The organism is Parasphingorhabdus sp., from assembly GCF_039968395.1.
Lineage (GTDB): Bacteria > Pseudomonadota > Alphaproteobacteria > Sphingomonadales > Sphingomonadaceae > Parasphingorhabdus.
This window is the reverse complement of record NZ_JBDVPV010000001.1, coordinates 609,266-633,989: the sequence shown is the minus strand read 5'-3', so window position 1 is coordinate 633,989 and position 24,724 is coordinate 609,266. Positions and strand designations below refer to the sequence as shown.

Here is a 24,724-nt window from a genome sequence, read left to right as displayed (position 1 = left end):
GAGGGAAGCCGGCACCAAACTCAAATTAATTACAGATCGTAAGCGCGCTCTCCGTGCTCACCGAGGTCGAGGCCTTCGCGCTCTACTTCCTCGTTGACCCGCAGACCGGTGACCAATTTTGCTATGGAGATGGCAATCGCGGTACCGACAGCGGCCCAGACGATCGTAACTAGTACGCCTTCTGTCTGGATCCATAATTGCGCGGCCATACCGGTTGAACCATCGCCGGGTCCGCCGAAGACAGGCTGATAGACAATGCCTGTGCCGATGGCCCCGACCATGCCGCCAATTCCGTGGATGCCGAATGCGTCCAGAGAATCGTCATAACCAAGCTTTGGTTTCAGGAAGGACACGGCATAGTAGCAAACGATCGAAGCGACCGCGCCGAGCACGATGGCGCCGAACGGGCCACTATTGCCTGCGGCTGGCGTTACCGCCACAAGACCGGCAATCACGCCCGAACAGAAGCCAAGAGCAGATCCCTTGTGGCCGCTGATGCGTTCCATCAGCATCCAGAACAGCGCACCTGATGCCGTGGCAACAAACGTGTTGATCATCGCCAGAGCCGCACTGCCATCTGCTTCGAGAGCAGAACCAGCGTTGAAGCCAAACCAGCCAACCCACAGCATTCCGGTACCGACCATAGTCAGCGTCAGGTTATGAGGAGCCATTTTCTCTTTCGGATAACCCATGCGGTTTCCAAGGATAAGAGCGGCGACCAGTGCGGAAACACCAGCATTGATGTGAACAACCGTCCCGCCGGCAAAATCAAGTGCGCCCGCTTCGAACAGCAGTCCGCCGCCTGCCCATACCATGTGGGCAATCGGGAAATAGACGATGGTCAGCCAGATCGCACCAAAGACCATGACGGCCGAGAACTTCATCCGCTCCACGACCGAACCCAGCACGAGCGCCAGAGTAATCGCCGCAAATGTCATCTGGAACGAGATAAACACATATTCCGAAATGACTTCATCGGTGAACGTCGCCGCGGTGGACGATGCATCTACACCAGCGAGGAAGAACTTGCCCCAACTGATAAACGCATTGCCTTCCGGACCAAAGGCCAGGCCATATCCGTACATTACCCAGATCAGCATCGCCAGACAGGCAGCTGAGCCGATCTGCGTCATTGTCGAGAGCATGTTCTTGGAACGGGTCAGACCGCCATAGAAAAGTGCCAGGCCAGGCAGGATCATCAACAGCACCAAAATCGTGGCCGTCATCATCCAGGCATTATTGCCGGGATTGGGTACAGCAGCTACCGTTTCAGCTGCTTCCTGCGCGAAAGCGGGAACAGAGCTGCCAGCCGCAGCAATTATTCCCAAAAGTTTTAAAGTTCGTTTCATGTGATTATTATTCCCCGTTTAGATCGCTGTATCGCCGGCTTCACCGGTACGAATGCGCACTGCATTTTCCAGGCCCATGACAAAGATTTTGCCGTCCCCGATCGCTTCTGTGCCAGCTGCACTCTGGATTGCTTCAACTGCCTGGTCTGCCAGCGCGCCGCTGCACGCAATTTCCAGCTTGAGTTTTGGAACCATGTTGGTCGTGTACTCGGCTCCCCGATACACTTCGGTCTGGCCCTTCTGACGTCCGAAGCCCTTGACTTCCGAAACCGTCATGCCGGTCACGCCAACTTCCGTCAGCGCATCCCGCACATCGTCCAGTTTGAATGGTTTGATTATGGCTATGATAAACTTCATTACGCCCCCTTGATTATGTCCGGGGAACACGTCGCAAAGCCTGTGCCAGAATCACAAGCTACTGGAATCAAACGTTTATCTGATTCTCAAACTCTCAACAAAGTATAAATCTTGTGCATCGCAGCACGAGTGCCTACTTTTTGGGCAGGTCTTGTTCAAGGCGGGCAAGGATGTCCGGGATCATTGCCTCGGTTTCCCGGCGGCCGATCTCGATCAGCTCATCCGCCTTGGTGAAATTCTGCATGTCGATATGGCCGACCGGCGGCGACATGGCGAAATCCGGGGGATCCAGAGCTAGGGAATATTTACCGAGATTGCGCAGGGACAGGCCGACAGAAGCGCGCACAATGGCGATACTGTTGGGCTCTTTGCCATCGGATCGGGCAATGCCTGCCATTTCAGCGCGATTGACGAAATCGTCCTGTAAATTGATCGACAGGCAGAGCGCATCTGGTGCCAACTGGCGTGCTGGCGAGACCGGGACGGGCAAGGCTGCACCGCCATCCACCAGCAAGCGACCGTCATATTCCACCGGCTTGAATATTCCGGGCAAGGACATGGATGCCCGGATCGCGGGCACTAGCCGGCCAGTTTTCATGATGATCGTATCGCCGGTCCGCAGGTCAGCAGCAACCGCTGCTACCGGAATATCGAGATCTTCGAACGTCAATGCGCCCAATTGCGCATCCAGTTCCTTTTCAATTGTCCGCGCGCCCATGACCGCGCCGCGCTTGAAATGAGGGTCCATGAAGCGCAGCAATGTCCTGAAATTTGCGGTGCGTGCTGTTTCTTCGAGATAGTCGAGCTTACCCGCCGCAAAACTTGCTCCGGCAATGGCGCCAATGGACGTTCCCGAGATTGCCGCAATTTCAAGCGGAGATGCATCGAGCGCGCGCAAGACACCAATATGGGTCCAGCCCAAACCGGCACCGCCACCCAGAGCAAGAGAAAGTTTCATGATTTCATGTCCGGGAACTTCATTCCTTTAGTGCCACATCTTCAGCCAAAATGGCCCTCGCTTCGTCCAGATCCTCATCCAGCACCATCACGCGCGCAGGCAAGGCAATCCCGGCGCCTTCGACAATATTCACGCCGCTGTCGAAGCAAACCGCGCCAATACCGGCCGCTTCCAGCCGGCCACGGATAATTTCCGCTTCAATGCCGTGCATGTGACGGGAAAGTTCGACCAGGCTCATTTCGGTTCACTCGTTTCCCGCAAAATAGCGATCTGTTGCGCGGGTCGGCAATCCATCAATACTCTGCACGCGGCCGGCAGTTTTCTCCATCCATTTTTCCGGATCAGACTGGCGGTGATATTTGACCAGGGTTTCGCGTTCAGACTTGAGTTCCATTTGCGGAACGCCCCAACCGCAACTGGTCTGAATTGTATCGACAGCAATATCAAAAATCTGCCGGGTACCGGGCAACATCTCGAAATGAGCGGCCAGTTCTGCCCATCCGTCATCTTGCGGCAAAACAGGTTTGCCCGTGCCATAGAGCCGCATAATCAAAGCGGGATTGGCAAAATTGTTGAACATGATCGTCACCCGGCCATCCGCGATCAGATGAGCATGGGTTTCATTGCCGGAGCCCGCCAGATCGAGATAGGCGACCCGTTTTTCCCCGAGCACCCGAAACGCGTCATACCCCTTGGGCGACAGATTGATCCGGCTATCTTCCGCCGCCGTTGCCACGAAGAACATGGGCTGCTTGGCAATAAACGCGCGATGATCGTCATTCAGAGCTTCAAAAAATTCGGCCATATCATTTCCTCGCTTCAGTAAAAGGGTCCGCCGAGCACCAGCTTCCAGACCACCGCTGCGAACCAGTGTATCATAACAACCGGCCACAACGAGCCGGAAACGATCCGGATATGGCTTAATATGATACCCAACAGGAAGGTGGCAAACAGAAAAGAAGGCTGCAGAAAAACCGAAGCCCATGGCGGACCGATCGTCAAAGCTTGCAAGGGATGCCAAAGCACAAACAGAAGAGTCGAAATCCATGCAGACCAGCGCGCCGTTTTGGTGGTCAGCCAGGCCAGCAAAAACCCCCGAAAAACAAGCTCTTCGAAAAGCGCGGGCAGAAAAAACAAAATGCCAACGGCCGTGAAAATCGTTGCCGCGTCACTGACCGGTGCGAATGTGATCCAGCCGGACAAATATCCGATCCCTGCGATAAACAGCAAAGTCGGTACCGCCAGTCCGAACGCCGAGCGCCAGCGCTTCATCTCTGGCCAGGCCTTTAGTGCGAGCCAGGTCTGTGTCAGGGTGTAAGCCATGTTACCACCCTGCTCCGGCATCAATGGCGTCCTGTTCTCCCGGCCGCATCGCCCGCCCAAGTAAAGAATTACGATGCGGAAAACGGCCGAATTTGGCAATCACATCGCGATGCGCATTGGCATGCCTTTCATTGCTGCCCAGCCGGGTGAACAGTGTCACACATTTATTCTGATCTTGCAGGTCTTCGCTGTGCATGAACGGCATATAGACAAAAGCCCGTTGCTCCTCGTTCAATTGCTGATCGAGTTCCAGAGCAACCGCCTTATCCGCTATCTGCACGGCGAAATGGTCGGTGGAAAAAGCATCCGCCTCGCCCCGAAACATATTGCGCGGGAATTGATCGAACAGAATGATTGCCGCCAGTGCCGTATCCGCCGAACCCAGAAAATCATCCGCGACGCCAGACTTTTGCTCTTCCCAAAGCTCAAAAAAGCGTTCCTTGATCCGGTTGTCCAAAGCATCGCTTTTCGTCCACCAGTCTTTGGGCGCCAGTTCTTCGAACCAGAATTGGAGGATGTCCGTAGCCCAGTTCATAAGGCGGACGCGGCAACGCTGTTCAAGCCGTTCCTCCGACGGTCAGTCCATCGACCAGCAACGTTGGCTGTCCAACACCTGCAGGCACGGACTGTCCGCCTTTGCCGCAAATGCCGATGCCTTCATCAAGCGCCATGTCATTGCCAATGCCGGTAACCTTGGTCAGCGCGGTCGGACCGTCACCGATCAGGGTTGCGCCCTTGATCGGTGCGCCCAGCTTGCCATTTTCGATCTTGTAGGCCTCGGTGCACGAGAAGACGAACTTGCCGGAGACTATGTCCACCTGGCCGCCGCCGAAGCTTTTGGCGTAAATCCCGTTCTTCACGCGGCTCATCAGCTCATCCGGATCATCCTGACCACCACGCATGAACGTATTGGTCATCCGCGGCATAGGGGCATGGGCATAGCTTTCGCGGCGGCCATTGCCGGTTGCCGGAACACCCATGAGACGGGCGTTGAGCCGATCCTGCATGTAACATTTCAGGATACCGTCCTCGATCAGGACATTTTCCTGTGTCGGCGTACCTTCGTCATCGATGCTCAGAGAACCCCGGCGTTCGCTGATCGAACCATCGTCCACGACGGTAACGCCCGGCGCGGCCACACGCTCACCAATCCGGCCGGAGAACGCGCTGGTCCCCTTGCGGTTAAAGTCCCCTTCAAGGCCGTGTCCGATGGCTTCGTGCAGAATGATCCCGGGCCAGCCAGGGCCAAGTAAAACGGTTTGTTCTCCGGCAGGAGCATCAACGCTTTCCAGATTAACCAGCGCCTGATTCAAAGCCTCGTCAATTGCCCGGTTCCAGCGATTTTCTTCAAATAGCTGGTCGTAAAGATATCGACCACCCATCCCGAAACTGCCGGTTTCGCGGCGACCATTTTGTTCCGCTACGATGGATACGTTAAGTCGCACCAGCGGCCGGACATCAGTTGCCGTAAACCCATCTGGCCGAACAATTTCAACCACACTCCAGCTACCGGACAGACCGACCGACACTTGTGCAACGCGGGGATCGCGCGCACGTGCAGCCTCATCAATTTTCTGGCAAAGCGCCACCTTGCGGGCGAAGGGAATCGTCTCAAGCGGATTAATCTCGCCATAAAGATGCTGATTGGAACCGCGCGGCGGCGGCGCGGGTTCCCCTTTTGCGGGATCCAGCAGCTGCAAGGTCTGGGCCGCCCGTTTGATTGCGGCCTCGCTGATTTCATTGCTGTGCGAGAAGCCGGTCATCTCGCCGGATACACCGCGCAAGCCAAAACCGCTGTCCGTGCTGTAATCAGCAGTCTTCAGGCGACCATCGTCGAAGCCAAAGCTTTCAACCGCACTATATTGCAAATAGAGTTCGCCATCATCACAGGATTCCAGCGAACCGGAAACCAGGGCCTTGGCGCGTTCCGGGTCGAGACCATCGGGGCGATAGAGGAATGAGCGGGGATCAGGATTTTGTGTCATTTCGTTTATATAGAAACGAATTCGGCCCTGCGCACCCCTTTAGTGGGACATTGCCCAATTAAACCCCAATAAAAGGCCGATCAGGCGCTATCGGAATCATCCGGTGAGATATCAGCGGGTCCGCCAGCCAATATAAACCGCCGGTCACAATAACCGCAGTCGACATAGCCTTTTTCGTCGATTTCGAGCCACACGCGCGGGTGACCGAGAGCAGCACCACCGGGAATGCTGGATGCACCATCACAGGCGTTGCGTTTGCTGGACGTTCTTACAATATCGGGTGTGCTTGTCATGCTCCGCGACTAGCAATGCTTGCGGTGCGAGGCAATGGGCTAAAGCACTGATGACTTGAAAAACCGGCCCTTTAAAAATAGGTGACGGTAATGTCGAAGGTGCCGCTATAGGTACCCGGCTCCTGATCCGCACCGACCTGCAAGGTGCCGCCGACGTTCAAATCGACCACGCCTGCGGCATTCAGAAAGCGGAAAGTTGCACCATCAAGGGTCAGGCCGCTGACATTCATCGTTTCGGTTCCACCATCTCTCGTCAACACCGGCAAAGGACCGCGGGTGACGAAGATAAACTGCAGGGGCCCGCCATATGTCACAAAACGTGCCGCGGAACTGTCATTTGTTACGCCGGTTACGCCGCCGGTGGTTGTCCGCCCGCCGGTAAACGCATTCACCGTTGCAGTTCCGGCCGTCGGTCCCGATATCATCGTGCCAAATTCAAGATCTGTTACATTCACAAGCGACAGCGGTGCCAATGCAATAGCCCGCGAATCCGAGCTGGCATTTTGTGCAAAAGCGGCTGGTGCGCTGGTCAGTGCTGCAAGTGTGAAAAGCAGACCGCCGATCAGGCGTGTGATATATTGGTCATGTAAGCTCATACGCAAAAAACTACCCGCAAAACAAAAACAAAGCTGACAGTGTTCATGGTTAATCGATATTAACCAGAAACCTTGATACCCAGATAACGTTTAGAAATAGTCAATCGTAACGTTAAATGCGCCGCGATACGTACCTGGGACCTGATTTGCGCCGACGCGAAGCTGACCGCCGACCTGATAGGTCACTTCACCCGCAGCGTTTAAAAACCGGTTGCGGGCACCGTCAAAACGAAACCGATTGACGCGCATGGTTTCGGTTCCGCCATCGCGCACGATAAAGATCCGGTTTTGATTACTGGAAATCCGGACGCGCAACAGGGGCGTTCCAGAAGCCGTAAAAGCCGCAGGAGTAGGCACGCCGCCAAAGGCCACGGCATCTCCGCTCCGCTGGTTAAGATTACCGTTATTGGGATTCATGCGAAAAATGCTGTTTGCAGTCCCGGCGATGAAATCCCCAAAATCGAGATCAGCATCTTTGACGATGGTAACGCTCTGATTGATATTGGCATTGGACTGCGCATTGGCATCAGCAGCATGTGCTGGCTGTGCAATTGCGAATCCGGCTGCTACCGGCAGCACAAGCGACGCACGCGCAAATACAGACTTTTTGGTCATTTTCTGGTCCCTGTTATTTCCCACGAGGCCTTCTCTAGGGTGGAGAGGAGAAAGAAACATTGAATGACATGCCTAAAATCACGTTAACCTTTTGGCCATGCGCCGAGCGGGTCATTCCAGCTCGTGCGCAAAGCCTTTGATTGTGGTGCGCAACATGGTTATGCGAAGCACATGACTGAAGCTGCTATCTCCATAGATCAATTGTCCAAAACCTATGCCGGGGGCAAAAAAGCGCTCGACAACGTCTCGTTCGACGTAAAGCGCGGCGAGATTTTCGGCTTGCTGGGCCCCAATGGAGCGGGCAAATCCACGTTGATCAACATATTGTCCGGAATGGTCAGCAAAACCAGCGGTTCGGCGAGCATCTGGGGTTTTGATATTGATCAGGATCACCGCAATGCCAAAGCATCCATAGGCATTGTTCCCCAGGAGATCATGTTCGACCCGTTTTTTACGCCGGCCGAATCACTGGAAGTGGTTGCAGGGCTGTACGGTATCAAGAAATCCGAACGGCGAACCATGGAGTTGCTCCGCGCCGTCCATCTCGAAGACAAGGCGCACGCCTATTCCCGGACATTGTCAGGGGGCATGAAGCGGCGATTGCTGGTGGCCAAGGCGATGGTCCATTCTCCCCCGATACTGGTTCTCGACGAGCCCACCGCCGGGGTTGATATCGAACTGCGCCAACAGCTCTGGGAATATGTAGAATTGCTCAACCGATCGGGCGTGACAATTGTTCTGACAACCCACTATCTGGAAGAAGCCGAAAATCTCTGCGACCGGATTGCCATTATCAACCACGGCCAGCTAATCGCTCTCAAGAACACTCCGGAGCTGGTCGGCATGGCCCGTGAAAAGCTGGTCGAACTGACACTGGATCGCGACATTTCCGAAACTTCCGACGCGGTATCCTTTGCCGATGACCTTTTCCTCAAAGCAGAGATCACTGGTCCGCGTACGGTGGCGGTCACATATAACAAGGACCGGACAAATGCGGGCGGTGTCATGCGTGCCATCCAGAAACGCGGCTATGAAATCGTTGAAGTGACAACCCGGGAAGCCGATCTGGAAGATGTCTTCCTGAACCTCACTCGTAAAGCCGCATGAGTTTGCATGACGTCATCATTGTTGGTTCCGGTGCGGCCGGTCTGAGCGCGGCGATCACGCTGGCGCGCACCCACAAGGTTCTGGTTCTGGCAAAAGGCGATCTGGCAGGCGGTTCCACTGCCTGGGCGCAGGGCGGCATTGCTGCTGTGCTTGATGCCGGCGATACATTTGACAATCATATTGACGATACGATGGTCGCTGGCGGAGGCCTGAACCGCCGGGAAACGGTTGAATTTGTTGTTGAAAATGCACCTGCTGCGATCGAGCGATTGGTCGACATGGGGGTGCCGTTCAACAAGGAAGCCGAGGCTCTGCACCTGACGCGTGAAGGCGGTCACAGCCATCGCCGGATTGTCCATGTCGATGATGCGACAGGCTGGGCGGTGCAGGAGGCCTTGCAGAAAACCGCTGCGGCCAATCCCAATATCACGATGAAGCCGCATATGGTGGCGATTGATCTCGTCGCGGACCGCCACGCCGTATCGCCCGACGGGTCAAAAAACATCTGGGGCGTCTATGCGCTGAACAACGAAACCGGGCATGTAGAGACGCTGACTGCACGGGCCACGATCATGGCCAGCGGCGGCGCCGGACGCACCTATCTGTTTTCGACGGCACCGCGCGGCGCCACCGGTGACGGCATTGCCATGGCCTGGCGTGCGGGCGCGCAGGTTTCCAACATGGAAATGATGCAATTTCACCCAACCTGTTTGTACAATCTCGAAGTCAAAAATTTTCTGATCACCGAAGCCGTGCGCGGTGAAGGAGGACATCTCAAACTGCCTCCCGGCGTACAGGATGGCGGCGAGCGCTATATGCAGCGTTTTGATGCCGAGCGGATGGAACTGGCACCGCGTGATATTGTCGCCCGCGCCAATGACCATGAAATCAAACGGCTGGGTCTCGATTATGTGCATCTCGACATATCCCACCAAAAGCCCGAATTTGTGAAAGAGCATTTCCCCAATATCTATGACAAGCTGATCGGCCTGGACATCGATATGACCAAAGAGCCGATCCCGGTGGTTCCGGCTCAGCACTATACTTGCGGCGGGATTCTGATTGATCTCGACGGTCGTACCGGTCTGCCCGGACTATATGCAGCCGGGGAAGCGAGCGAGAGCGGTCTCCACGGCGCCAATCGCCTGGCATCGAACAGTCTGCTGGAATGTTTCGTCTTTGGTGATGCTGCCGCACGGGACATTGTGGCACATTGGGATGATATGCCCGTACCACCAGCAATCCAGCCATGGGATGAAAGCCGGGTGACGGACAGCGACGAGGAAGTCGTGATCAAGCAGACCTGGACCGAAATCAGGCGCTTCATGTGGAATTATGTCGGCATTGTCCGCACCACCAAACGTCTGGAACGCGCGCAAAACCGCATCGACTTGCTGCGGGAAGAAGTCGAGGAATATTACAGCAATTTCCGCGTGACCCAGGACCTGATCGAACTGAGAAACCTGATCGAGGTCGCGGACCTGATCGTAAAGTCAGCGCTCGCTCGCAAGGAAAGCCGCGGCCTGCACTATATTACAGACTATCCCAAGCTGCTCCCGGACGCGCGAGATACGGTTCTCGCGCCTTAAGTCAATCTGACGGTCAGATCGCCAGGGGTTTTCGCCGTTAGTCGTTTTTCAGGGCATCATAGACGAGATCGCGGGATATGCCCCGGAAATCAGTATCCGGACCATTTTGACCGAACCGTTGTATCATGCCAATGAAAAAGAGATCATGTACCGGGTCGATCCAGAACCATGTTCCGGCGGCGCCACCCCAGAAATATGTACCATCGCCTTGCACTGTGCCATTTACGCCGTCATTCCGGATGATTCCGAAGTCTAGCCCAAAACCAAGCGTTTTGACGACAGCCTCGGACAAAGTACCGGCAATGTTGACTTTTTGATCCCCGGTCAGAACATTTGTGCGCATCAGTTTGACAGTTTCCGCCTTCAGGATACGCGCGCCCCGGAACTCACCGCCATTGGCGAGCATCTGGCAAAACCGGGCATAGTCGCTCATCGTAGAAACAAGACCACCGCCCCCAGACTCCATACCAATTGTTTCGGGTTTGAACGCTACCCGGGGAAAGGGAACGCGAATGAAATCCTTTGTCACTGGGTGATATCCAAAAACGTCAGAAAAACGGTCATAATCATCTGCCGGGACAGCAAAGCCGGTATCGTCCATGCCCAGCGGATCAAATATGCGGGTTTTCAGAAACGCGCCGAACTTCATGCCGGAAAGCCGCTCGACAATCGCGCCCTGTACATCCACCGAAGCAGAATAGAACCAGCTCTTTCCCGGCTGATGCATCAAGGGAATTTTCGCAACGCCGTCGATGAATGACTGCATGTCCGGCGATGCAAGAATGTTCTGATCGCGAAACGCCTTGTTGGCAGGATCATCGCCAACCAGTCCATATGCAAATCCCGCCGTGTGGCTCATCAGCTGGCGCATTGTGGGTTGAGCCTCGAGCGGTTCGAGCACAACATTGGACCCGTTCTCGTCAAAGCTTTTGACCACTTTCAGATTTTCAAATTCAGGAATATATTTGGAAACCGGGTCATCCAGCGAAAACTTGCCCTCCTCGTACAGGGCCATCAAAGCCACGCCGGTGACCGGCTTGGTCATTGAATAGATGCGATAAATTGTGTCCTCGGTAATGGGAGCATTGTCTGAAAGCCTTCTGATCCCGGCTTTCATCTGGCTGATCACCTTGCCGTCCTTGACCAGCAAGGTGGCAATGCCCTTGGTGTCACCGTCAGCGACAAATTGCGCCATCCGCGCTTCCAGCGCTTCAATCTTCGCAGGATCAAAATCTTCGCCCGCTGATTCTTCGGCAAAATTCGGAAACGCGTTGGCTTCAACCGCCGTGGCACCTGATGACTGGGCGACAGCACCTGTGGACAGTGCCAGCGCACCAACTGCTGCAACGAAAAGTGACTTGTAATATTTGGTCATCTTTAAAATGTTCCCGTGTTGACTCTATCGATTGTTCTGATCGCTAGCGCATTGCGACAGAAATTCCTACCCGCGGGAAATCACATTGCCGCTTCCGCTAACCCGACGAGATAAGGAGCGGCACGCTATTATTCAGCTGTCTCGGGAAACAAAAAAGCCCCGCCAGAATTTCTGACGGGGCTTTGAATATTATTTTGCAAGCTATCGCTTAAGCGTAGCTGACCTTGACATTGGCTTTGCGCTGACGCCGCATCGCGCCGCCAACAGCACCAAAACCAAAGATCATGAATGCCCATGTTGCCGGCTCTGGAACGGCTCCTGCCACGTCTCCAACCAGACTCAGATAATCAACACTGTAACCATCGCCTCCAGAGGCTCCGATTATGACGGTGTTGTTTGCCAAAAGGGCCGAATCTGCAATTGCAAAGTTAAACAAACGGACTTCCTGAAATCCGTTCACACCCATATTTTCGGTAATTTGGCCAACAATATCGCCATTGAAAAGAACATCATAAGCACTGTTGGTATCACCGATACCAGCGATCTTGATTTCGAGGAACACATTTGTTCCGCCCGTATAGGCAAGATCATAGGATGGGTTTGTGAACGAATCCCACTCATCGGTAAATGCCGGATCAGCGCCGGTCGCGTTGCTGGTGAAGAAAACTCCACCCAAATCGTCACGCCAAAGTGAACCAACTTCGCATGGTCCGGTCAGACCAAAACAATCGTCATCGCCTGCGATCGAAAGCACTGCGGCATTTGCCGGCATTGCGACCATCATGATCGAAGCGGCGCCAAGTAAACTCGTTTTGATACCCATGAAAAATACCTTCCCCAACCAAGCAGGATAGTGTTGCGAGCAATGGCTCACATCGAACCCATACTCTCAAATGCTATTGCTGACCCTGATTTTCACGGCATCTTCCGCGTTGGAAAAGCTGCAAAACTTAACTTTTTGTATACCAGTTTACGCATCTTCGCAAGGTTCGAGTCGACACCTTAACCAATAACTTCCGAGAACCAGATTCAACCCCTAATTGCCAACCACCTTGTCGCTCGTCTTGTGCTTCTCCAGTTCCGCCGGGTCAAAATACACGGTCTTCAGCTTGTGATCGACAAATAGCTGCATTTGATCGGTGTAATGCGGACTGTCGGGCCGCGTTGTTGCAGCGCCGAAAGGCTGGATAGAACGAGATGTCACAGCGCCGTCCCTCGCCCATTCCACAAACATGATGAAGCTGTCGCCGTGGCGGACCGATAACCGCCCGTCATCCTCAACATCCCACAATGTAGACGCCCGAATGGTGTCATTCCCGCCATCCAACGGCAGATCGACATCACCTTGACGCAATCGCAGAACATCCTTCATCGGCGGATCGATAGCACCGAAATATTCCGTCAGATGATCTACTGTTTCCTGCAGGATCTGTTGTGGATCAGGAATTTTTCCGCGTTGATAATGCGCCTTGTTCGCTGGGCGGAGCACCATCAGAGCCAAGGCATCAGCGGCCCCCTCGCCATCGAGGTTCCAGTCCCATTTCGCCAGCAAAGCTTGCGCTTCAGCCAGTTTCGGATCGTTCTCAAGATCAAGGGCAGCAATCTTGTCAAACCAGTCCTCGGCATAGCCCGCTCGCTCATAGGCAGTGTCATATTTGATTCGCCGAATTTCAGCTTCACCGATTTTTCCACCATTTTTGATGGCCTCTTCAAACAGGACAATCGACCTCAGCGAGCGGTTGGTTTCATCCTCTTCTATGCCCATCAGCGGCGAATAATTTGCAGGCTCCAGCTCGTCGCCCGGACCGGCAGCCGTATAGGGCGTATTGTTAGCGTTCATGACATAACCGGATGCTGGGTTGATCAAGGCCGGAACCCGCGTGAATGGCAGGGTCTGTTGCCAGACGGCCGCTGATTGATCTCCGGGCAACACCCCGCGCCAGTCAAAGCCCGGTGCACGGTCAGGGAACATGGCATTGTAGAATAATCCTATATTGCCCTTGGCATCGGCATAGACAAAATTGGTGGCGGGAACGCCCTGCCCCGCCATCGCCGCCTGCCATTCCTCAAAATTGGTCGCCTTGTTGATACGGAAATACTGAGTCAGCATATCCAGCTGGTCCATCCCCGCATAGCGGATTGCGAAAGCGCCCTTGTCGTTCATGATCACGGGGCCGTGGATGGATCGATAAACCATCTGTGGATAGGGAATGACAAACGGACCATATTTGATCTTCAACCACACCCGTTTTTTCTCAAGCGGCTTCCACTCTCCGTCAAACTGATATTGATTGCGTGTCTGGTTCAGCGTGAGCTTGTAAATGTCGATCAGGTCGGGACGGTTTACGGTGTTGGTCCAGCCGAGATATTTGTTGTGGCCGAGAAACGGGAATGGCGATCCCGGAAAATTGGCTCCGGCAAAGTCCCAGCCTTCTTCGCTGTGCACGACCAGTTCATACCAGGCGACATTCCCGCGCAATGGTTGATGCGCGTTTGAAATCAACCGGGTCTTGTCATCCGGTGTCCGTTCGGGTGAAATTGCGAAAGCGTTGGATCCATTCTCGTCCGGATTGGGTCCGACCGGCGTAATCAGCTTGTCTTCGCTGAGCGGGTGGATCGATTTCTCTTTTGGCAGCCCTTGCAGGACCGGACCACCTTCTCTGGGCGGATCACGATTTTCCACTAGCGCCTGAATCGGTCCATTCAGACCAAAGAAGAAGGGTGACCGGAGCACAAAACCGGCGGCAATGTCACGTCCATTTACCGGAAAAAGACCGGATAGCGCCACTTCATCGGGATGGTCTTCAGCATAGGCATTCAATCCCGTTGCATATCCGTCCAGCACCGCTTTCACATCGTCGGGAAGAGCGTCATATTTCCGCTTTACGATCCCGTCGATATCCAGCAACGCTCTGACATAGTCGATCGGTGCACTGCTGGCACCGTTCAGGGTAGCCATCCGCCCCCGCGCCATGGCGGAAACTTCCTGCAATGTGTCAAAATCATCCTCGGCATGAGCGTAAGCAACACCATATGCGACATCGGCATCGGTCTTGCCAAATATATGAGGCACACCAAATTCATCGCGCACTATCCGGGCTTCATAGTCCCGAACCGGCGGCGGCGGAGAACTGCTGACAGTCAAGGGATCCCAAGCCATCAGCGCCACGAGCAAGATGGCAGACAACACAACAACACCCAGCCCAAGCCGCTTCAATAGTTTCACGTATTTTTCCTTCCCCGGGGCCGTCCAATTTGCACGCCCCTTTATCTCTTAGGCAGGCTTACCATATAAATTGAAGAGAAAAAGTCTCCTGCAACGGTTGTGTTACATATGTACAACACCATATCGTGTAGGAGAAAATGAAAACGAGCAGGACCGGTTTATGAATCTCGAAAAATTTACAGATCGCGCGAAAGGTTTTTTGCAATCGGCTCAAACAGTAGCCATTCGCATGAATCATCAACAGATCACGGCAGCCCATTTGCTGAAAGCCTTGCTGGAAGATGATCAGGGCATGGCGTCCGGTCTGATCGCCAAGGCTGGTGGCAATGCCAAGCAGGCTCATGTTGCCATTGATGCGGCACTGGACAAGATACCGGCCGTGTCTGGCAGCGGCGCACAGCAAACCCCCGGGCTCAACAACGACGCGGTCCGGGTTCTCGATCAGGCCGAACAGATAGCCGAGAAAGCAGGCGATAGTTTTGTTACAGTGGAACGACTGTTGCTCGCGCTGGTTGTGTCCAAAGATACAGCGGCTGGCAAAGCGCTGGCCGACGCGGCTGTCAAAGCGGATGCTTTAAACGCAGCGATTAATGATCTGCGCGGCGGCAGGACAGCTGATACGGCTTCTGCCGAAGATCGCTATGAGGCGATGAAGAAATTTGCGCGCGATCTCACCGAAGCCGCCCGCGAAGGCAAGCTGGATCCGGTCATCGGTCGCGATGAGGAAATTCGCCGGACGATCCAGATTCTCGCCCGCCGTACCAAAAACAACCCAGTCCTGATCGGGGAGCCCGGGGTTGGTAAAACAGCGATTGCCGAAGGCATGGCCTTGCGTATTGCCAATGGCGACGTGCCCGATAGCCTGAAAGACCGGCGTCTCATGTCACTCGACATGGGCGCATTAATCGCCGGCGCAAAATATCGCGGTGAGTTTGAAGAACGGCTGAAAGGCGTACTCGACGAAGTGCGCGGCGCCGACGGCGAGATTATCCTGTTTATTGACGAGATGCACACGCTGATCGGCGCAGGCGCTTCCGAAGGTGCAATGGATGCCAGTAATCTTCTGAAACCTGCGCTGGCTCGCGGTGAGTTACACTGTATCGGAGCCACAACACTCGACGAATATCAAAAGCATGTCGAAAAAGATCCCGCTCTGCAACGCCGGTTCCAGCCGGTGGTCATCGGCGAGCCGACTGTGGAAGACACGATTTCAATCCTGCGCGGGTTGAAAGAGAAATACGAATTGCATCACGGAGTGCGCATTACCGATGGTGCTCTGGTCAGTGCGGCAACTCTTTCACACCGTTATATCAGCGACCGGTTCCTTCCCGATAAAGCCATTGATCTGATGGATGAAGCAGCGTCCCGCATCCGCATGGAGGTCGAATCCAAGCCGGAAGAAATTGAAACGCTCGACCGGCGTATCATCCAGTTGAAGATCGAACGCGAGGCGCTTTCAAAGGAAAGCGATGACGCGTCCAAAAGCCGTCTGGAGGCTTTGGAAAAAGATCTGGCAGAGCTGGAGCAGGAATCAGCAGAACTGACGACACGCTGGCAGGGCGAGAAAGACAAGATTCACGCTGAAGCGCATCTGAAAGAAGAACTGGATGCTGCTCGGCTGGAACTGGAACAGGCGGAACGGGCCGGAGACCTCGGCAAAGCGGGTGAACTCAGCTACGGCAAAATTCCGGATCTGGAAAAGAAACTGGAAGAAGCCGCGGGCGCGACCGAAGGCGCAATGTTGCGCGAGGAAGTCGTCAGCGAAGATATTGCTTCGGTTGTATCGCGCTGGACCGGCATCCCGATCGACAAGATGCTCGAAGGCGAGCGTGAGAAACTGCTGGCGATGGAAGAGCTGATTGGCAAACGTGTTATTGGCCAGAAAGACGCCATCGAGGCGGTATCAGCCGCCGTACGGCGCTCCCGGGCCGGGCTGCAAGATCCCAACAGGCCTCTGGGAAGCTTCTTGTTCCTCGGCCCCACTGGCGTCGGCAAGACCGAACTGACCAAGGCACTGGCCGGTTTCCTGTTTGACGATGACCAAGCGATGGTCCGCATCGACATGTCGGAATTCATGGAAAAACACAGCGTTGCGCGCCTGATTGGCGCACCTCCCGGCTATGTCGGCTATGAAGAAGGCGGCGTACTCACCGAAGCCGTGCGCCGGCGACCCTATCAGGTCATCCTGTTTGACGAAGTCGAAAAGGCCCATGGCGATGTATTCAATGTCCTGCTGCAGGTACTCGACGATGGTCATCTTACCGACGGGCAGGGCCGCAAGGTGGACTTTTCCAATACCCTGATCATTCTGACGTCAAATCTCGGCAGCCAGCATATGGCCAATCTTGAGGACGGTCAGAAGGTCAAGGATGTCGAACCCCAAGTCATGGACGTTGTGCGCGCTCATTTTCGGCCCGAATTTCTCAACCGGCTGGACGAGATCATTCTCTTCCACCGACTGGCCGAAGAACATATGGCTCCGATTGTCGAAATTCAGGTGGCGCGGGTGCAGAAGCTGCTCAAGGATCGCAAGATCGAGCTGGATCTGTCCGATGCGGCGAAACGCTGGCTCGGCCGGGTGGGCTATGATCCCGTATATGGTGCACGACCGCTAAAACGTGCGATCCAGAAATATCTGCAGGATCCGCTGGCCGATCTCATCCTCCGCGGGGATGTCCCGGACAACAGCAAAGTCCGCATCGACGAAGGTGACGGTGCGCTGCAAATGGATGCAGTTTCGCAATCGGAAGGTTGAACTTGCGCGGCGGTCCGGCATTGGGCAGACATGTGATATGAGTGTGACCCGAAACCTGACCGACATCATCGACGACGCCTCCTATCTGGCGCATCGTTATGATGAAATGGCCGATGCATTCCGGTTTGTGCCAGTACCGCGGGATGTGCATCGCAAATGTACGTTCATAACGGACGAGCATTTGCCGGACATTGAGAATTACAGCCTGCACAAACGGGCAGATGTTGCACAGCAATCCCTGCCCGCAGCCCCGCTCCACTTCATATTTCATTCAGCCTATTGCTGTTCGACGATGATGGCACGTGCCTTTGATATCGAGGGCACATCCATGGGTCTCAAAGAACCCGTTGTGTTGAACGACATGATCGGCTGGCGCCGGCGCGGGTCCAGTGGTCAAAAGTTCGAACAGGTTCTGGATCAGGCGCTTGATTTGCTGTCCAGGCCGTTTTCTTCCGGTGAGTCCATCGTCATCAAGCCATCCAATATTTGCACACCACTCGCGCTTCCCATGCTGTCCATGCGGCCAGATGCAAAAGCGTTGCTGTTATACGCGCCGATTGAATCATTTTTGCGTTCTATCGCAAAGAAGGAAATGTGGGGTCGGATCTGGGTGAGAGACGTTTTGATCGGAACCCGTCAGGATGGTTACCTCATCCAGGGCTTTGACCAGGATGAACTGCTCAAACTAACCGATCTTCAGGTCGCAGCTATTGGCTGGCTCTCTCAGCATGCGGCATTTGCCAAAATTGTCGAAACCTTCGGGCTGGGGCGAATCCGGACCCTCGACAGTGACAGTTTTCTCGCCAGATCACCGGAAACCATTGCTGCATTGTCAGAGCTATTCGGTCTGAACCTTGATGACAGCCAGCAAAATACAGTCCTCGACGGACCTGCTTTCAACAGCCATTCGAAACTGGATCAGAACAAGCCCGGTGAAGTTTTTGATGCAAAGGCGCGTCAATCCGAGCAGGACGATGTTGCCGCACTACACGGAAACGAAATTGATATGGTTGCAACCTGGGCGAGGGCCGTGGCGCAAAGTCAGAATATCAAAATGGATATCGGTGCCAACTTGTTGGGATAGCGCCGACATTGGAACGGCCATGATGTAGCGCAAAATGCACAAAATATCGGGACAGTCTACAGCAAACAAACGAGAGACAGATCACTCAACTTTCATTCCACCCTGGATTTCCTGGATAAACTCACCAGCTCGGCGGTTTCCTTCCTGGTGATGTGCAACCCATTCCTTGTTGGTCATGCAAACTCGCCGTTTTTTGGCCAGCGAACCGATAACGGACTGGCTCCGGCAGCGGACATAGTCCGGATGGCGACGATCCTTGATTTTTTTCGGAGCCTTGCCGCCGGTCGTCTGTTCAGCGGTATCGCCAGTTTCTGTCGGCGCGGCAGGTGCACTTTCCTGCGCTTTGGATGCCGGGGATGCCAGCATCATCGTCGTAATCACTAGTACTCCAAATGTCTTTTTGGCCAAAGGCATTTCCCTTCATACTATTGAAGTGAGGAGCACTCGAATGATCGAGGAAGATGAAAGGCGCAGATTTGTCGCTGCGCCTTTCACCAGTCCAATCCGTCGTCAGTTGCTTGCATTCGTTCCAGATTGCAAATCATCAACCATCTCGCGGGCGCGGTCATTGCCCTTCTTGTTGAATGCTACCCATTCGCGGTTGGTCATGCAGACCCGGCGCTTGCGGGCCAATGTCCCAATAATGGGCTGCGAACGGCAACGGACATAATCCGGATGCCGCCGATCAGTGATTTTTTTTGGCTTCTTCGCTTTTGCATTTTCAATAGCGGTATCTTCGCCATATGCGGCCTCAGCGGCAATAGCTGGGCTCGCGATAAATGCGGTGACTGCAGCGGCAAGTATTAATTTCGATTTCATCAAGTAAACTCCCCTGTTTCGAATTACGGCGGTTAATGCCAGAATGCACCCGGACTGTAAATATTTAATGCGGATAGCGGTTTTGCAAACTCAGTCAGAATAGTCGCTCTGAACTCCGGTCAACAAAAAAAGGGCGGACCTTGCGGCCCGCCCTTTTTTCTTCAATTCCAGATCAAGATTCTAGAACTTGAATTTCACGCTTGCACCATAGCGACGGCCGAGGGCGTCATATGATGAAGGATAGGTGTTACCACTGTTAAACGCGGTCGAACCAATGTTGTTACCAACAACTGTTGGTTTGTTGTCCAACAGGTTCTGGATCGTAACCGTCAACAGTACGTTTTCACTGATATCCCATTGACCAGAAAGATCGAAATAGCTTTCTGATGGAATATTCTGGAAATCAACCTGACCGAACAATGGTGAATTACCCTGGAATGCAGGACCGTTACCATTGGCGATATCCAAAGGCTCCTGAGTCGTTTCACTCAGGTAACGCCAGCGCAGAGACAAGTTGAATTCGTCATAGAACGAAACCGTTGTCCGTTGACTGAACGAGAACTCTGGCTGGATCGAGCTACAGTTCACACTGTAGAACGAAACACAGTCACGATTGACTGAAGCCGGGTTCGCCGGATTGGTGTTGAAAATGTTTTCGTTGGTCCAAGTACCATCGAAAGACAGGCTCAAATTGATGTCATCCGACAAATCCGTCCGATAGGTCATGTTCACATCAATACCATCCGTCTGGATCAGACCCAGATTGGAGAGCTGAAGGATCAAACCAGGAACTTCAGCCGCCGAACCAGCGATAGCACCCGTTGTGGTACTACGTTGTACCAACTGAGTACAAGCTGGGTCAGTTGCGCTAGCAGCGGTGATGTTACCATAACAACCGGTGATGATGTCACCAGGTGTTGGAATGGTAATAGCGTCCGTTACTTCGATGTTCCAGTAGTCGACAGAGAAAGTCAGGCCAGGAATTGCTTCTGGCTGAGCAATGAAGCCAACCGTCCACGTTTTCGCGGTTTCTGTTCCCAGGTTCAGGTTACCGCCAGTTGTGACGTTGATCTGACCAGCTGGTGGTGGCTGAATGCTACCGATTGAACCGGCAGGTGCACCTTGAGCGATACATACTGCTGTCAGGTTTGCATTGCCAACTGGCAGTGCGAGCTGACATGGATCAACCTGCAAGTTGCTCAGACCGGTTGTGACCGGGGTGAACAGCTCACCGATATTCGGTGCACGTGAAGAACGCTGGTAGTTACCGCGAATCTTCAGACCGATTACTGGCTCCCAGCTACCGCCTGCTTTCCAGGTAAATTCTGTACCAGCAGTTGAATAGTCAGAATAGCGAGCACCCAGTTCAAGGGTCAGGCTTTCAGCGAAAGGCATTCCTTCGAGTACCGGGATATTAACTTCGCCAAATGCGTCATAAACGCTGTATTGACCGTTAATGTCCGGAGCAGCACCGCCGCCGCCAACAACTGCGCCAGGGGTCTGAGATGCTTCATCAGACTGACGGGTTGAAGTGAAACGACGATATTCACCACCAACAGCAAAGCTGATTGGCGATTCTGCAATGCCCCAGCCAAAGTCACCGCTGACGGTGCCGTTAACTGTTGCGATTGAAGTTGCGGTGATCACTTGCTGCGTCAGAGCGAAAGAATAATCGATCTGATCCTGCGTCAACGTACCCAATGGTCCAAACAGGTTGATTGGAACACAGTTGGCATCAACGCTTGTGCCGGCCGTAGCTGACTGAGCACAGGTGTTAACGTCGGTAGCGATCAAAGCATTCTGCAAACGCTGGAAGCGAGCAAAGCCGCTCTGACGTTGAATACGCTCTGATTCACCGTAGGTACCCGAAACGTCCCAGTTGATCGTGTCTGTGATAGCACCACGTGCACCTACAACGAGGTTGAACAGCGTAGAAGTAAACGCCGAATCACGTGTACCGGCTTCAACCGAACGACGACGAACTTGCGTACCAAATTCGACATAGTCTGGGTTTACAGCGCCAGCTGCAGTTGTTGCGCCATCAGGTGTGTTGATACCTGCGGTACACTGAGCTGCTGTAAGACCCAAAGCGGTACAGAACCGGTTTGCGATAGCTACAGGCAGATAAGGGTTGTTCAAGTTCAACTGATAGGTGTTGAAGAACGAGCCGCCCGGTGCAATTTTCGTTGCAACAGTCTGCTTCGAGAAAGCAGCCTGCGAGTAGACTTCAACAGCTTCGGAGATTTCGTAACGAGCCGAACCGAATACGTTAAAACGCTCGATTGGAGTCTGATACAAGTTGAAGGGGTTGAAGTTGAACGGTCCAGCAGCACTGTTTACGCCTGGTGAGATATCCGTACCTTCATTGTTGATCTGACCAATAACATTGGAGACCGGACCAACAAAAACGATGTTCGCAGGAACAGCGTTCGAAGAACCGCCAGCGTTACCAGAGAACGAGCTCACGTTAAACACGCCAAAAGGACGATCGCCCTGAAGAACAGGATCCTGGTCGAGGTAACCAACACTCAGAACTGCGTTACCGCGTCCATCGTCAAAATTGGCACCAATGGTCAGGTCGGTCCGGAAAACGTTTCCGTCACCTTCTTCAGTGATCTGCTGTGAGAAGTTAGCTTCAACGCCAGCAAAATCCTGCTTGGTGATGAAGTTGACAACACCAGAGATAGCGTCTGCACCATATGTAGTCGTTGCACCACCGGTCAAAACTTCGGTACGTTCAATAACTGCAAGTGGGATACTGTTAAGATCGACACGACCGGTTGTATCAGCAGGAACAAAACGACGTCCGTCGAGAAGAACCAGGTTACGAACCGAACCAATACCGCGAAGGTTAACGAAGGAAGAACCGCCGTTACCGTTGTTCACCGCAGAACCCACTGAAGGAATTGCACTTGGCAGTTCCCGCAGGAATTGCTCAGCAACGTTGGTCTGACGCAGTTCCAGTTCTTCAGAGGTCACAACGCCAACTGGGCTGGAAAGCTCAAGGTTAGGGTTGGTAATACGCGAACCCGTAACAACGATTACGCTTTCGTCAGCCGCATCAGCTTCCTGAGCGTCTTGATCCTGCGCATAGGCAGGTGCTGAGATCATGGCGAGGCCGAGCACCATAGGTGCCGTTCCGCTCATCAGCTTCGTAAATTTTTTCATGTTATTCCAGTCCCTTATTCTGGAGAGGATTGGCCAAAATGACCGGCCCTCGAGAGTTGACCGATGAGAATCAGCACGCCCCAAACGCGCAGATTGGTCCATCGAATGCGGAGCGGATGCAACATGGCCGCCTCTCTGTAAAGCGTCAGTTCATGAAAATGCGCGGTTTTTGTATAGAATGTTACTATTTTGTCACAGTGCAGCGAGGGTGTATCTTCAGGTCAAACCATCGATGAAATAACCTATTTATTTCAGGCAGTAGATCTCGCTCGCAAGATTCCAGTGATTGCATCGCAGTGCGGTTACTTCTAAACCCTGCTCGATAAACCGGTGCGCCTTTCGAAGACGCCGAGGTTGAACAGTCTTCCGAATTCAATGGAGCAGAATAGATGATCAAACAAAACAAGACGATCGGAATGTTATTTGCCGGCGTTGCGGTATCGACAATGGTTGTGGGAACGACGGCAAGTGCGCAGGACAAGGAAGACGCGATCACCGCTCCACCTGCAATCTATACTGAGTTGGTGGGATGCAAAACCATTAGCGATCCAACCCGGCGGCTCGCCTGCTTTGATGAAAAAGTCGCGGCGCTGGAAAGTGCCACGGAAAGCAAACAGGTTGTCATTGCAGACCGCGAGCAGGTCAAGGAAGCGCGGCGCGGCCTGTTCGGCCTTTCATTGCCCAGAATCAAACTGTTTGGTGGCGACAAGGACGAAGGCGCAGAGATCAAGGAAATTGAAGTCAAAATTGCTTCGGTACGATCCTTGCGTGGCGGCAAGTGGCTGATCAAACTGGAAGATGGTGCGACATGGCAATCGACAGAGCCATCGCGCAGCACGTCACGAAGCCCCAGAAAAGGCGATGACATTCGGATTAAACGCGGCTCGCTGGGAAGCTTTACTGCCTTTGTGAATAACAAACGCCGTGGCTTCAAAGTGAAGAGAGTGGTGAACTAGTCTTTGGACACTGCCAAATAAGAACTGATTAACTCATCGGTCCGGTCAGCAAAATCGGATCAATTCGCGCCCGGTTCCATTTCATGGACCAGTGCAGATGAGGTCCGGTTGCACTGCCGGTTGCGCCGATCCGACCAATCGGTTCACCGCGTTTAACGACCTGCCCGGGTTTCACGAGAATTGCAGAACTGTGCAAGAATGCACTGTTCAGTCCCATGCCGTGATCAATCATCAGCAGATTGCCTTCCAGCGAAAACGGACTTGTCGCTGCCAGCGTAACGACACCATCTGCCGGTGCCACATAATAGGTGCCGCGCGGTGCCGCGATATCTATGCCGCTGTGATAGCTGCCGGGAGATCCGTTATAAACGCGCTGATTGCCGAACATTCCGGAAATCCGCCCCTTGACCGGCCAGACAAAAGTCTGGCGCCAGCCCTTGCTTTCGCTGACCGTAGTTCTGGCCGCGTTGATTTGTGCCAGCTCGCCGCTTCTGCGTGCCTTGAACGCCGCGCTGGCGGTTCTGCCACGACGGTTTATGGCCACATGTTCGATTTTCCACTTGCGCGGAGCGACACTGAAGAATTTTTTGACTTTTTCGCCATTTTCCAGTGTGGCGACCAGTTGCGCGGCCTGCCCGGCATCGCGATTGAACGCGATCAGAAACTTGCCATCCTGATCGATCGGGACCGGCTGCCCGTCAAATGTCAGCTTGCTCGTGCCTGCGGGCGCATCGCCCAACATGACACCGCCTTGAATTGCATCCCCGGAAAAACCAAATTTGATTGCCTGGCGAAATGCCGAATCCGTTGCTGTGGACGAATCTGTCCCGGTTTCACTCGTTCCCGTTTCGCTGGTTCCGGTTTCATCGATCACCGCAGACGCCGGACCTGCCAGCATTAAGGCACAGGCAAGCGTCGCCGCGCCATGAAACTTTCTGATGCCCCGCATTGGTTTATTCTGCCTCCCTGACATGTGCCTGCGCCGACAGCTGGGCTGTGGCATAGGGTTCCTGTTTTTCAACGCTCCAGTATCGCAGATCTTCAAGCATGATTTTCTCTCCGGATACCGAACAGAAAACATGATCACCAGAAGACAGCAGACGAAATCCGTTTGGCATGTAATATAGCTTTGCTGTCTTGTTGCGATTGGACATTAACATGTGGTGGAA

Annotated in this window: 24 protein-coding genes; 5 read left to right on the top strand and 19 right to left on the bottom strand. The window is 53.8% G+C overall.

The window, feature by feature from the left end:
- Positions 1 to 29: 29 nt before the first annotated feature.
- From ABJI30_RS03105 to ABJI30_RS03055, 11 genes are all read right to left on the bottom strand, one after another.
- Positions 30 to 1,349 carry an ammonium transporter gene (locus ABJI30_RS03105; RefSeq protein WP_348015446.1) on the bottom strand — a complete coding sequence of 440 codons (1,320 nt, stop codon included), beginning with the start codon at positions 1,347 to 1,349 and terminating at the stop codon, positions 30 to 32.
- Between the two features lie 18 nt (positions 1,350 to 1,367).
- A complete protein-coding gene (locus ABJI30_RS03100) occupies positions 1,368 to 1,706 on the bottom strand; it encodes a P-II family nitrogen regulator (protein WP_348015445.1) in 339 nt (112 codons plus the stop codon).
- A 133-nt stretch (positions 1,707 to 1,839) separates the two neighbouring features.
- Positions 1,840 to 2,664, bottom strand: coding sequence for a patatin-like phospholipase family protein (locus ABJI30_RS03095; protein ID WP_348015444.1), 825 nt, complete (start codon positions 2,662 to 2,664; stop codon positions 1,840 to 1,842).
- A gap of 19 nt (positions 2,665 to 2,683) precedes the next feature.
- Positions 2,684 to 2,902 (bottom strand): DUF2007 domain-containing protein, encoded by a 219-nt coding sequence (locus tag ABJI30_RS03090; RefSeq protein WP_348015443.1) that lies wholly within the window; start codon positions 2,900 to 2,902, stop codon positions 2,684 to 2,686.
- Positions 2,903 to 2,908: 6 nt separating this feature from the next.
- Positions 2,909 to 3,469: a pyridoxamine 5'-phosphate oxidase family protein gene (locus ABJI30_RS03085; protein ID WP_348015442.1), complete on the bottom strand. Its 561-nt coding sequence runs from the start codon at positions 3,467 to 3,469 to the stop codon at positions 2,909 to 2,911.
- 14 nt (positions 3,470 to 3,483) lie between these two features.
- Positions 3,484 to 3,987, bottom strand: a complete 504-nt coding sequence (locus ABJI30_RS03080; protein WP_348015441.1) for a CPBP family glutamic-type intramembrane protease — start codon at positions 3,985 to 3,987, stop codon at positions 3,484 to 3,486.
- Position 3,988: 1 nt separating this feature from the next.
- The gene (locus ABJI30_RS03075; protein WP_348015440.1) at positions 3,989 to 4,522 is read right to left on the bottom strand and encodes a DUF924 family protein; all 534 of its coding nucleotides are present in this window, start codon (positions 4,520 to 4,522) and stop codon (positions 3,989 to 3,991) included.
- Positions 4,523 to 4,544: 22 nt separating this feature from the next.
- Complete coding sequence (gene tldD, locus ABJI30_RS03070; protein WP_348015439.1) at positions 4,545 to 5,972, bottom strand: metalloprotease TldD; 1,428 nt, start codon at positions 5,970 to 5,972, stop codon at positions 4,545 to 4,547.
- A gap of 80 nt (positions 5,973 to 6,052) precedes the next feature.
- Positions 6,053 to 6,265 (bottom strand): zinc-finger domain-containing protein, encoded by a 213-nt coding sequence (locus tag ABJI30_RS03065; protein WP_348015438.1) that lies wholly within the window; start codon positions 6,263 to 6,265, stop codon positions 6,053 to 6,055.
- Between the two features lie 71 nt (positions 6,266 to 6,336).
- Positions 6,337 to 6,861: a DUF4402 domain-containing protein gene (locus tag ABJI30_RS03060; RefSeq protein WP_348015437.1), complete on the bottom strand. Its 525-nt coding sequence runs from the start codon at positions 6,859 to 6,861 to the stop codon at positions 6,337 to 6,339.
- A gap of 90 nt (positions 6,862 to 6,951) precedes the next feature.
- Positions 6,952 to 7,476 carry a DUF4402 domain-containing protein gene (locus ABJI30_RS03055; RefSeq protein WP_348015436.1) on the bottom strand — a complete coding sequence of 175 codons (525 nt, stop codon included), beginning with the start codon at positions 7,474 to 7,476 and terminating at the stop codon, positions 6,952 to 6,954.
- Positions 7,477 to 7,647: 171 nt separating this feature from the next.
- Here ABJI30_RS03055 and ABJI30_RS03050 point away from each other — a divergent pair, with 171 nt between their 5' ends.
- Positions 7,648 to 8,583, top strand: a complete 936-nt coding sequence (locus ABJI30_RS03050; protein ID WP_348015435.1) for an ABC transporter ATP-binding protein — start codon at positions 7,648 to 7,650, stop codon at positions 8,581 to 8,583.
- Entirely contained in the window at positions 8,580 to 10,172 is a 1,593-nt protein-coding gene (gene nadB, locus ABJI30_RS03045; protein ID WP_348015434.1) for an L-aspartate oxidase, read from the top strand. Before ABJI30_RS03050 ends, nadB begins: the two co-directional genes overlap by 4 nt.
- A gap of 37 nt (positions 10,173 to 10,209) precedes the next feature.
- On the opposite strand, the gene ABJI30_RS03040 is transcribed toward nadB, so the two are convergent.
- The 3 genes from ABJI30_RS03040 to ABJI30_RS03030 form a co-directional block, all read right to left on the bottom strand.
- The gene (locus ABJI30_RS03040; protein WP_348015433.1) at positions 10,210 to 11,547 is read right to left on the bottom strand and encodes a serine hydrolase domain-containing protein; all 1,338 of its coding nucleotides are present in this window, start codon (positions 11,545 to 11,547) and stop codon (positions 10,210 to 10,212) included.
- Positions 11,548 to 11,755: 208 nt separating this feature from the next.
- Positions 11,756 to 12,370 (bottom strand): PEPxxWA-CTERM sorting domain-containing protein, encoded by a 615-nt coding sequence (locus tag ABJI30_RS03035; RefSeq protein ID WP_348015432.1) that lies wholly within the window; start codon positions 12,368 to 12,370, stop codon positions 11,756 to 11,758.
- Positions 12,371 to 12,583: 213 nt separating this feature from the next.
- Entirely contained in the window at positions 12,584 to 14,773 is a 2,190-nt protein-coding gene (locus ABJI30_RS03030; RefSeq protein WP_348015431.1) for an acylase, read from the bottom strand.
- Positions 14,774 to 14,933: 160 nt separating this feature from the next.
- On the opposite strand from ABJI30_RS03030, the gene clpB reads away from it, so the two are divergent.
- Both clpB and ABJI30_RS03020 read left to right on the top strand, forming a co-directional pair.
- On the top strand, positions 14,934 to 17,528 hold the full coding sequence (clpB, locus tag ABJI30_RS03025) for an ATP-dependent chaperone ClpB (protein ID WP_348015430.1): 2,595 nt from the start codon (positions 14,934 to 14,936) through the stop codon (positions 17,526 to 17,528).
- Positions 17,529 to 17,565: 37 nt separating this feature from the next.
- Entirely contained in the window at positions 17,566 to 18,612 is a 1,047-nt protein-coding gene (locus tag ABJI30_RS03020; protein WP_348015429.1) for a hypothetical protein, read from the top strand.
- Between the two features lie 81 nt (positions 18,613 to 18,693).
- Here the strand turns inward: ABJI30_RS03020 and ABJI30_RS03015 are convergent, their stop codons facing one another.
- The 3 genes from ABJI30_RS03015 to ABJI30_RS03005 form a co-directional block, all read right to left on the bottom strand.
- Positions 18,694 to 19,020: a hypothetical protein gene (locus ABJI30_RS03015; protein ID WP_348015428.1), complete on the bottom strand. Its 327-nt coding sequence runs from the start codon at positions 19,018 to 19,020 to the stop codon at positions 18,694 to 18,696.
- A 102-nt stretch (positions 19,021 to 19,122) separates the two neighbouring features.
- Positions 19,123 to 19,431: a hypothetical protein gene (locus ABJI30_RS03010; RefSeq protein ID WP_348015427.1), complete on the bottom strand. Its 309-nt coding sequence runs from the start codon at positions 19,429 to 19,431 to the stop codon at positions 19,123 to 19,125.
- A gap of 180 nt (positions 19,432 to 19,611) precedes the next feature.
- A complete protein-coding gene (locus tag ABJI30_RS03005; RefSeq protein WP_348025289.1) occupies positions 19,612 to 22,599 on the bottom strand; it encodes a TonB-dependent receptor in 2,988 nt (995 codons plus the stop codon).
- A gap of 389 nt (positions 22,600 to 22,988) precedes the next feature.
- Between ABJI30_RS03005 and ABJI30_RS03000 the strand changes: the two genes are divergently transcribed.
- The gene (locus ABJI30_RS03000; RefSeq protein WP_348015425.1) at positions 22,989 to 23,555 is read left to right on the top strand and encodes a hypothetical protein; all 567 of its coding nucleotides are present in this window, start codon (positions 22,989 to 22,991) and stop codon (positions 23,553 to 23,555) included.
- A 28-nt stretch (positions 23,556 to 23,583) separates the two neighbouring features.
- On the opposite strand, the gene ABJI30_RS02995 is transcribed toward ABJI30_RS03000, so the two are convergent.
- Both ABJI30_RS02995 and ABJI30_RS02990 read right to left on the bottom strand, forming a co-directional pair.
- Positions 23,584 to 24,504, bottom strand: a complete 921-nt coding sequence (locus ABJI30_RS02995; RefSeq protein ID WP_348015424.1) for a M23 family metallopeptidase — start codon at positions 24,502 to 24,504, stop codon at positions 23,584 to 23,586.
- Between the two features lie 4 nt (positions 24,505 to 24,508).
- Positions 24,509 to 24,715, bottom strand: a complete 207-nt coding sequence (locus tag ABJI30_RS02990; RefSeq protein ID WP_348015423.1) for a DUF2093 domain-containing protein — start codon at positions 24,713 to 24,715, stop codon at positions 24,509 to 24,511.
- Positions 24,716 to 24,724 lie beyond the last annotated feature (9 nt).

Bases quoted from the DNA above. Each gene is read 5' to 3' on its own strand.
- ABJI30_RS03105 (WP_348015446.1), bottom strand. From the start codon at position 1,349: ATGAAACGAACTTTAAAACTTTTGGGAATAATTGCTGCGGCTGGCAGC.
- ABJI30_RS03100 (WP_348015445.1), bottom strand. From the start codon at position 1,706: ATGAAGTTTATCATAGCCATAATCAAACCATTCAAACTGGACGATGTG.
- ABJI30_RS03095 (WP_348015444.1), bottom strand. From the start codon at position 2,664: ATGAAACTTTCTCTTGCTCTGGGTGGCGGTGCCGGTTTGGGCTGGACC.
- ABJI30_RS03090 (WP_348015443.1), bottom strand. From the start codon at position 2,902: ATGAGCCTGGTCGAACTTTCCCGTCACATGCACGGCATTGAAGCGGAA.
- ABJI30_RS03085 (WP_348015442.1), bottom strand. From the start codon at position 3,469: ATGGCCGAATTTTTTGAAGCTCTGAATGACGATCATCGCGCGTTTATT.
- ABJI30_RS03080 (WP_348015441.1), bottom strand. From the start codon at position 3,987: ATGGCTTACACCCTGACACAGACCTGGCTCGCACTAAAGGCCTGGCCA.
- ABJI30_RS03075 (WP_348015440.1), bottom strand. From the start codon at position 4,522: ATGAACTGGGCTACGGACATCCTCCAATTCTGGTTCGAAGAACTGGCG.
- tldD (WP_348015439.1), bottom strand. From the start codon at position 5,972: ATGACACAAAATCCTGATCCCCGCTCATTCCTCTATCGCCCCGATGGT.
- ABJI30_RS03065 (WP_348015438.1), bottom strand. From the start codon at position 6,265: ATGACAAGCACACCCGATATTGTAAGAACGTCCAGCAAACGCAACGCC.
- ABJI30_RS03060 (WP_348015437.1), bottom strand. From the start codon at position 6,861: ATGAGCTTACATGACCAATATATCACACGCCTGATCGGCGGTCTGCTT.
- ABJI30_RS03055 (WP_348015436.1), bottom strand. From the start codon at position 7,476: ATGACCAAAAAGTCTGTATTTGCGCGTGCGTCGCTTGTGCTGCCGGTA.
- ABJI30_RS03050 (WP_348015435.1), top strand. From the start codon at position 7,648: ATGACTGAAGCTGCTATCTCCATAGATCAATTGTCCAAAACCTATGCC.
- nadB (WP_348015434.1), top strand. From the start codon at position 8,580: ATGAGTTTGCATGACGTCATCATTGTTGGTTCCGGTGCGGCCGGTCTG.
- ABJI30_RS03040 (WP_348015433.1), bottom strand. From the start codon at position 11,547: ATGACCAAATATTACAAGTCACTTTTCGTTGCAGCAGTTGGTGCGCTG.
- ABJI30_RS03035 (WP_348015432.1), bottom strand. From the start codon at position 12,370: ATGGGTATCAAAACGAGTTTACTTGGCGCCGCTTCGATCATGATGGTC.
- clpB (WP_348015430.1), top strand. From the start codon at position 14,934: ATGAATCTCGAAAAATTTACAGATCGCGCGAAAGGTTTTTTGCAATCG.
- ABJI30_RS03020 (WP_348015429.1), top strand. From the start codon at position 17,566: ATGAGTGTGACCCGAAACCTGACCGACATCATCGACGACGCCTCCTAT.
- ABJI30_RS03010 (WP_348015427.1), bottom strand. From the start codon at position 19,431: ATGAAATCGAAATTAATACTTGCCGCTGCAGTCACCGCATTTATCGCG.
- ABJI30_RS03005 (WP_348025289.1), bottom strand. From the start codon at position 22,599: ATGAAAAAATTTACGAAGCTGATGAGCGGAACGGCACCTATGGTGCTC.
- ABJI30_RS03000 (WP_348015425.1), top strand. From the start codon at position 22,989: ATGATCAAACAAAACAAGACGATCGGAATGTTATTTGCCGGCGTTGCG.
- ABJI30_RS02995 (WP_348015424.1), bottom strand. From the start codon at position 24,504: ATGCGGGGCATCAGAAAGTTTCATGGCGCGGCGACGCTTGCCTGTGCC.
- ABJI30_RS02990 (WP_348015423.1), bottom strand. From the start codon at position 24,715: ATGTTAATGTCCAATCGCAACAAGACAGCAAAGCTATATTACATGCCA.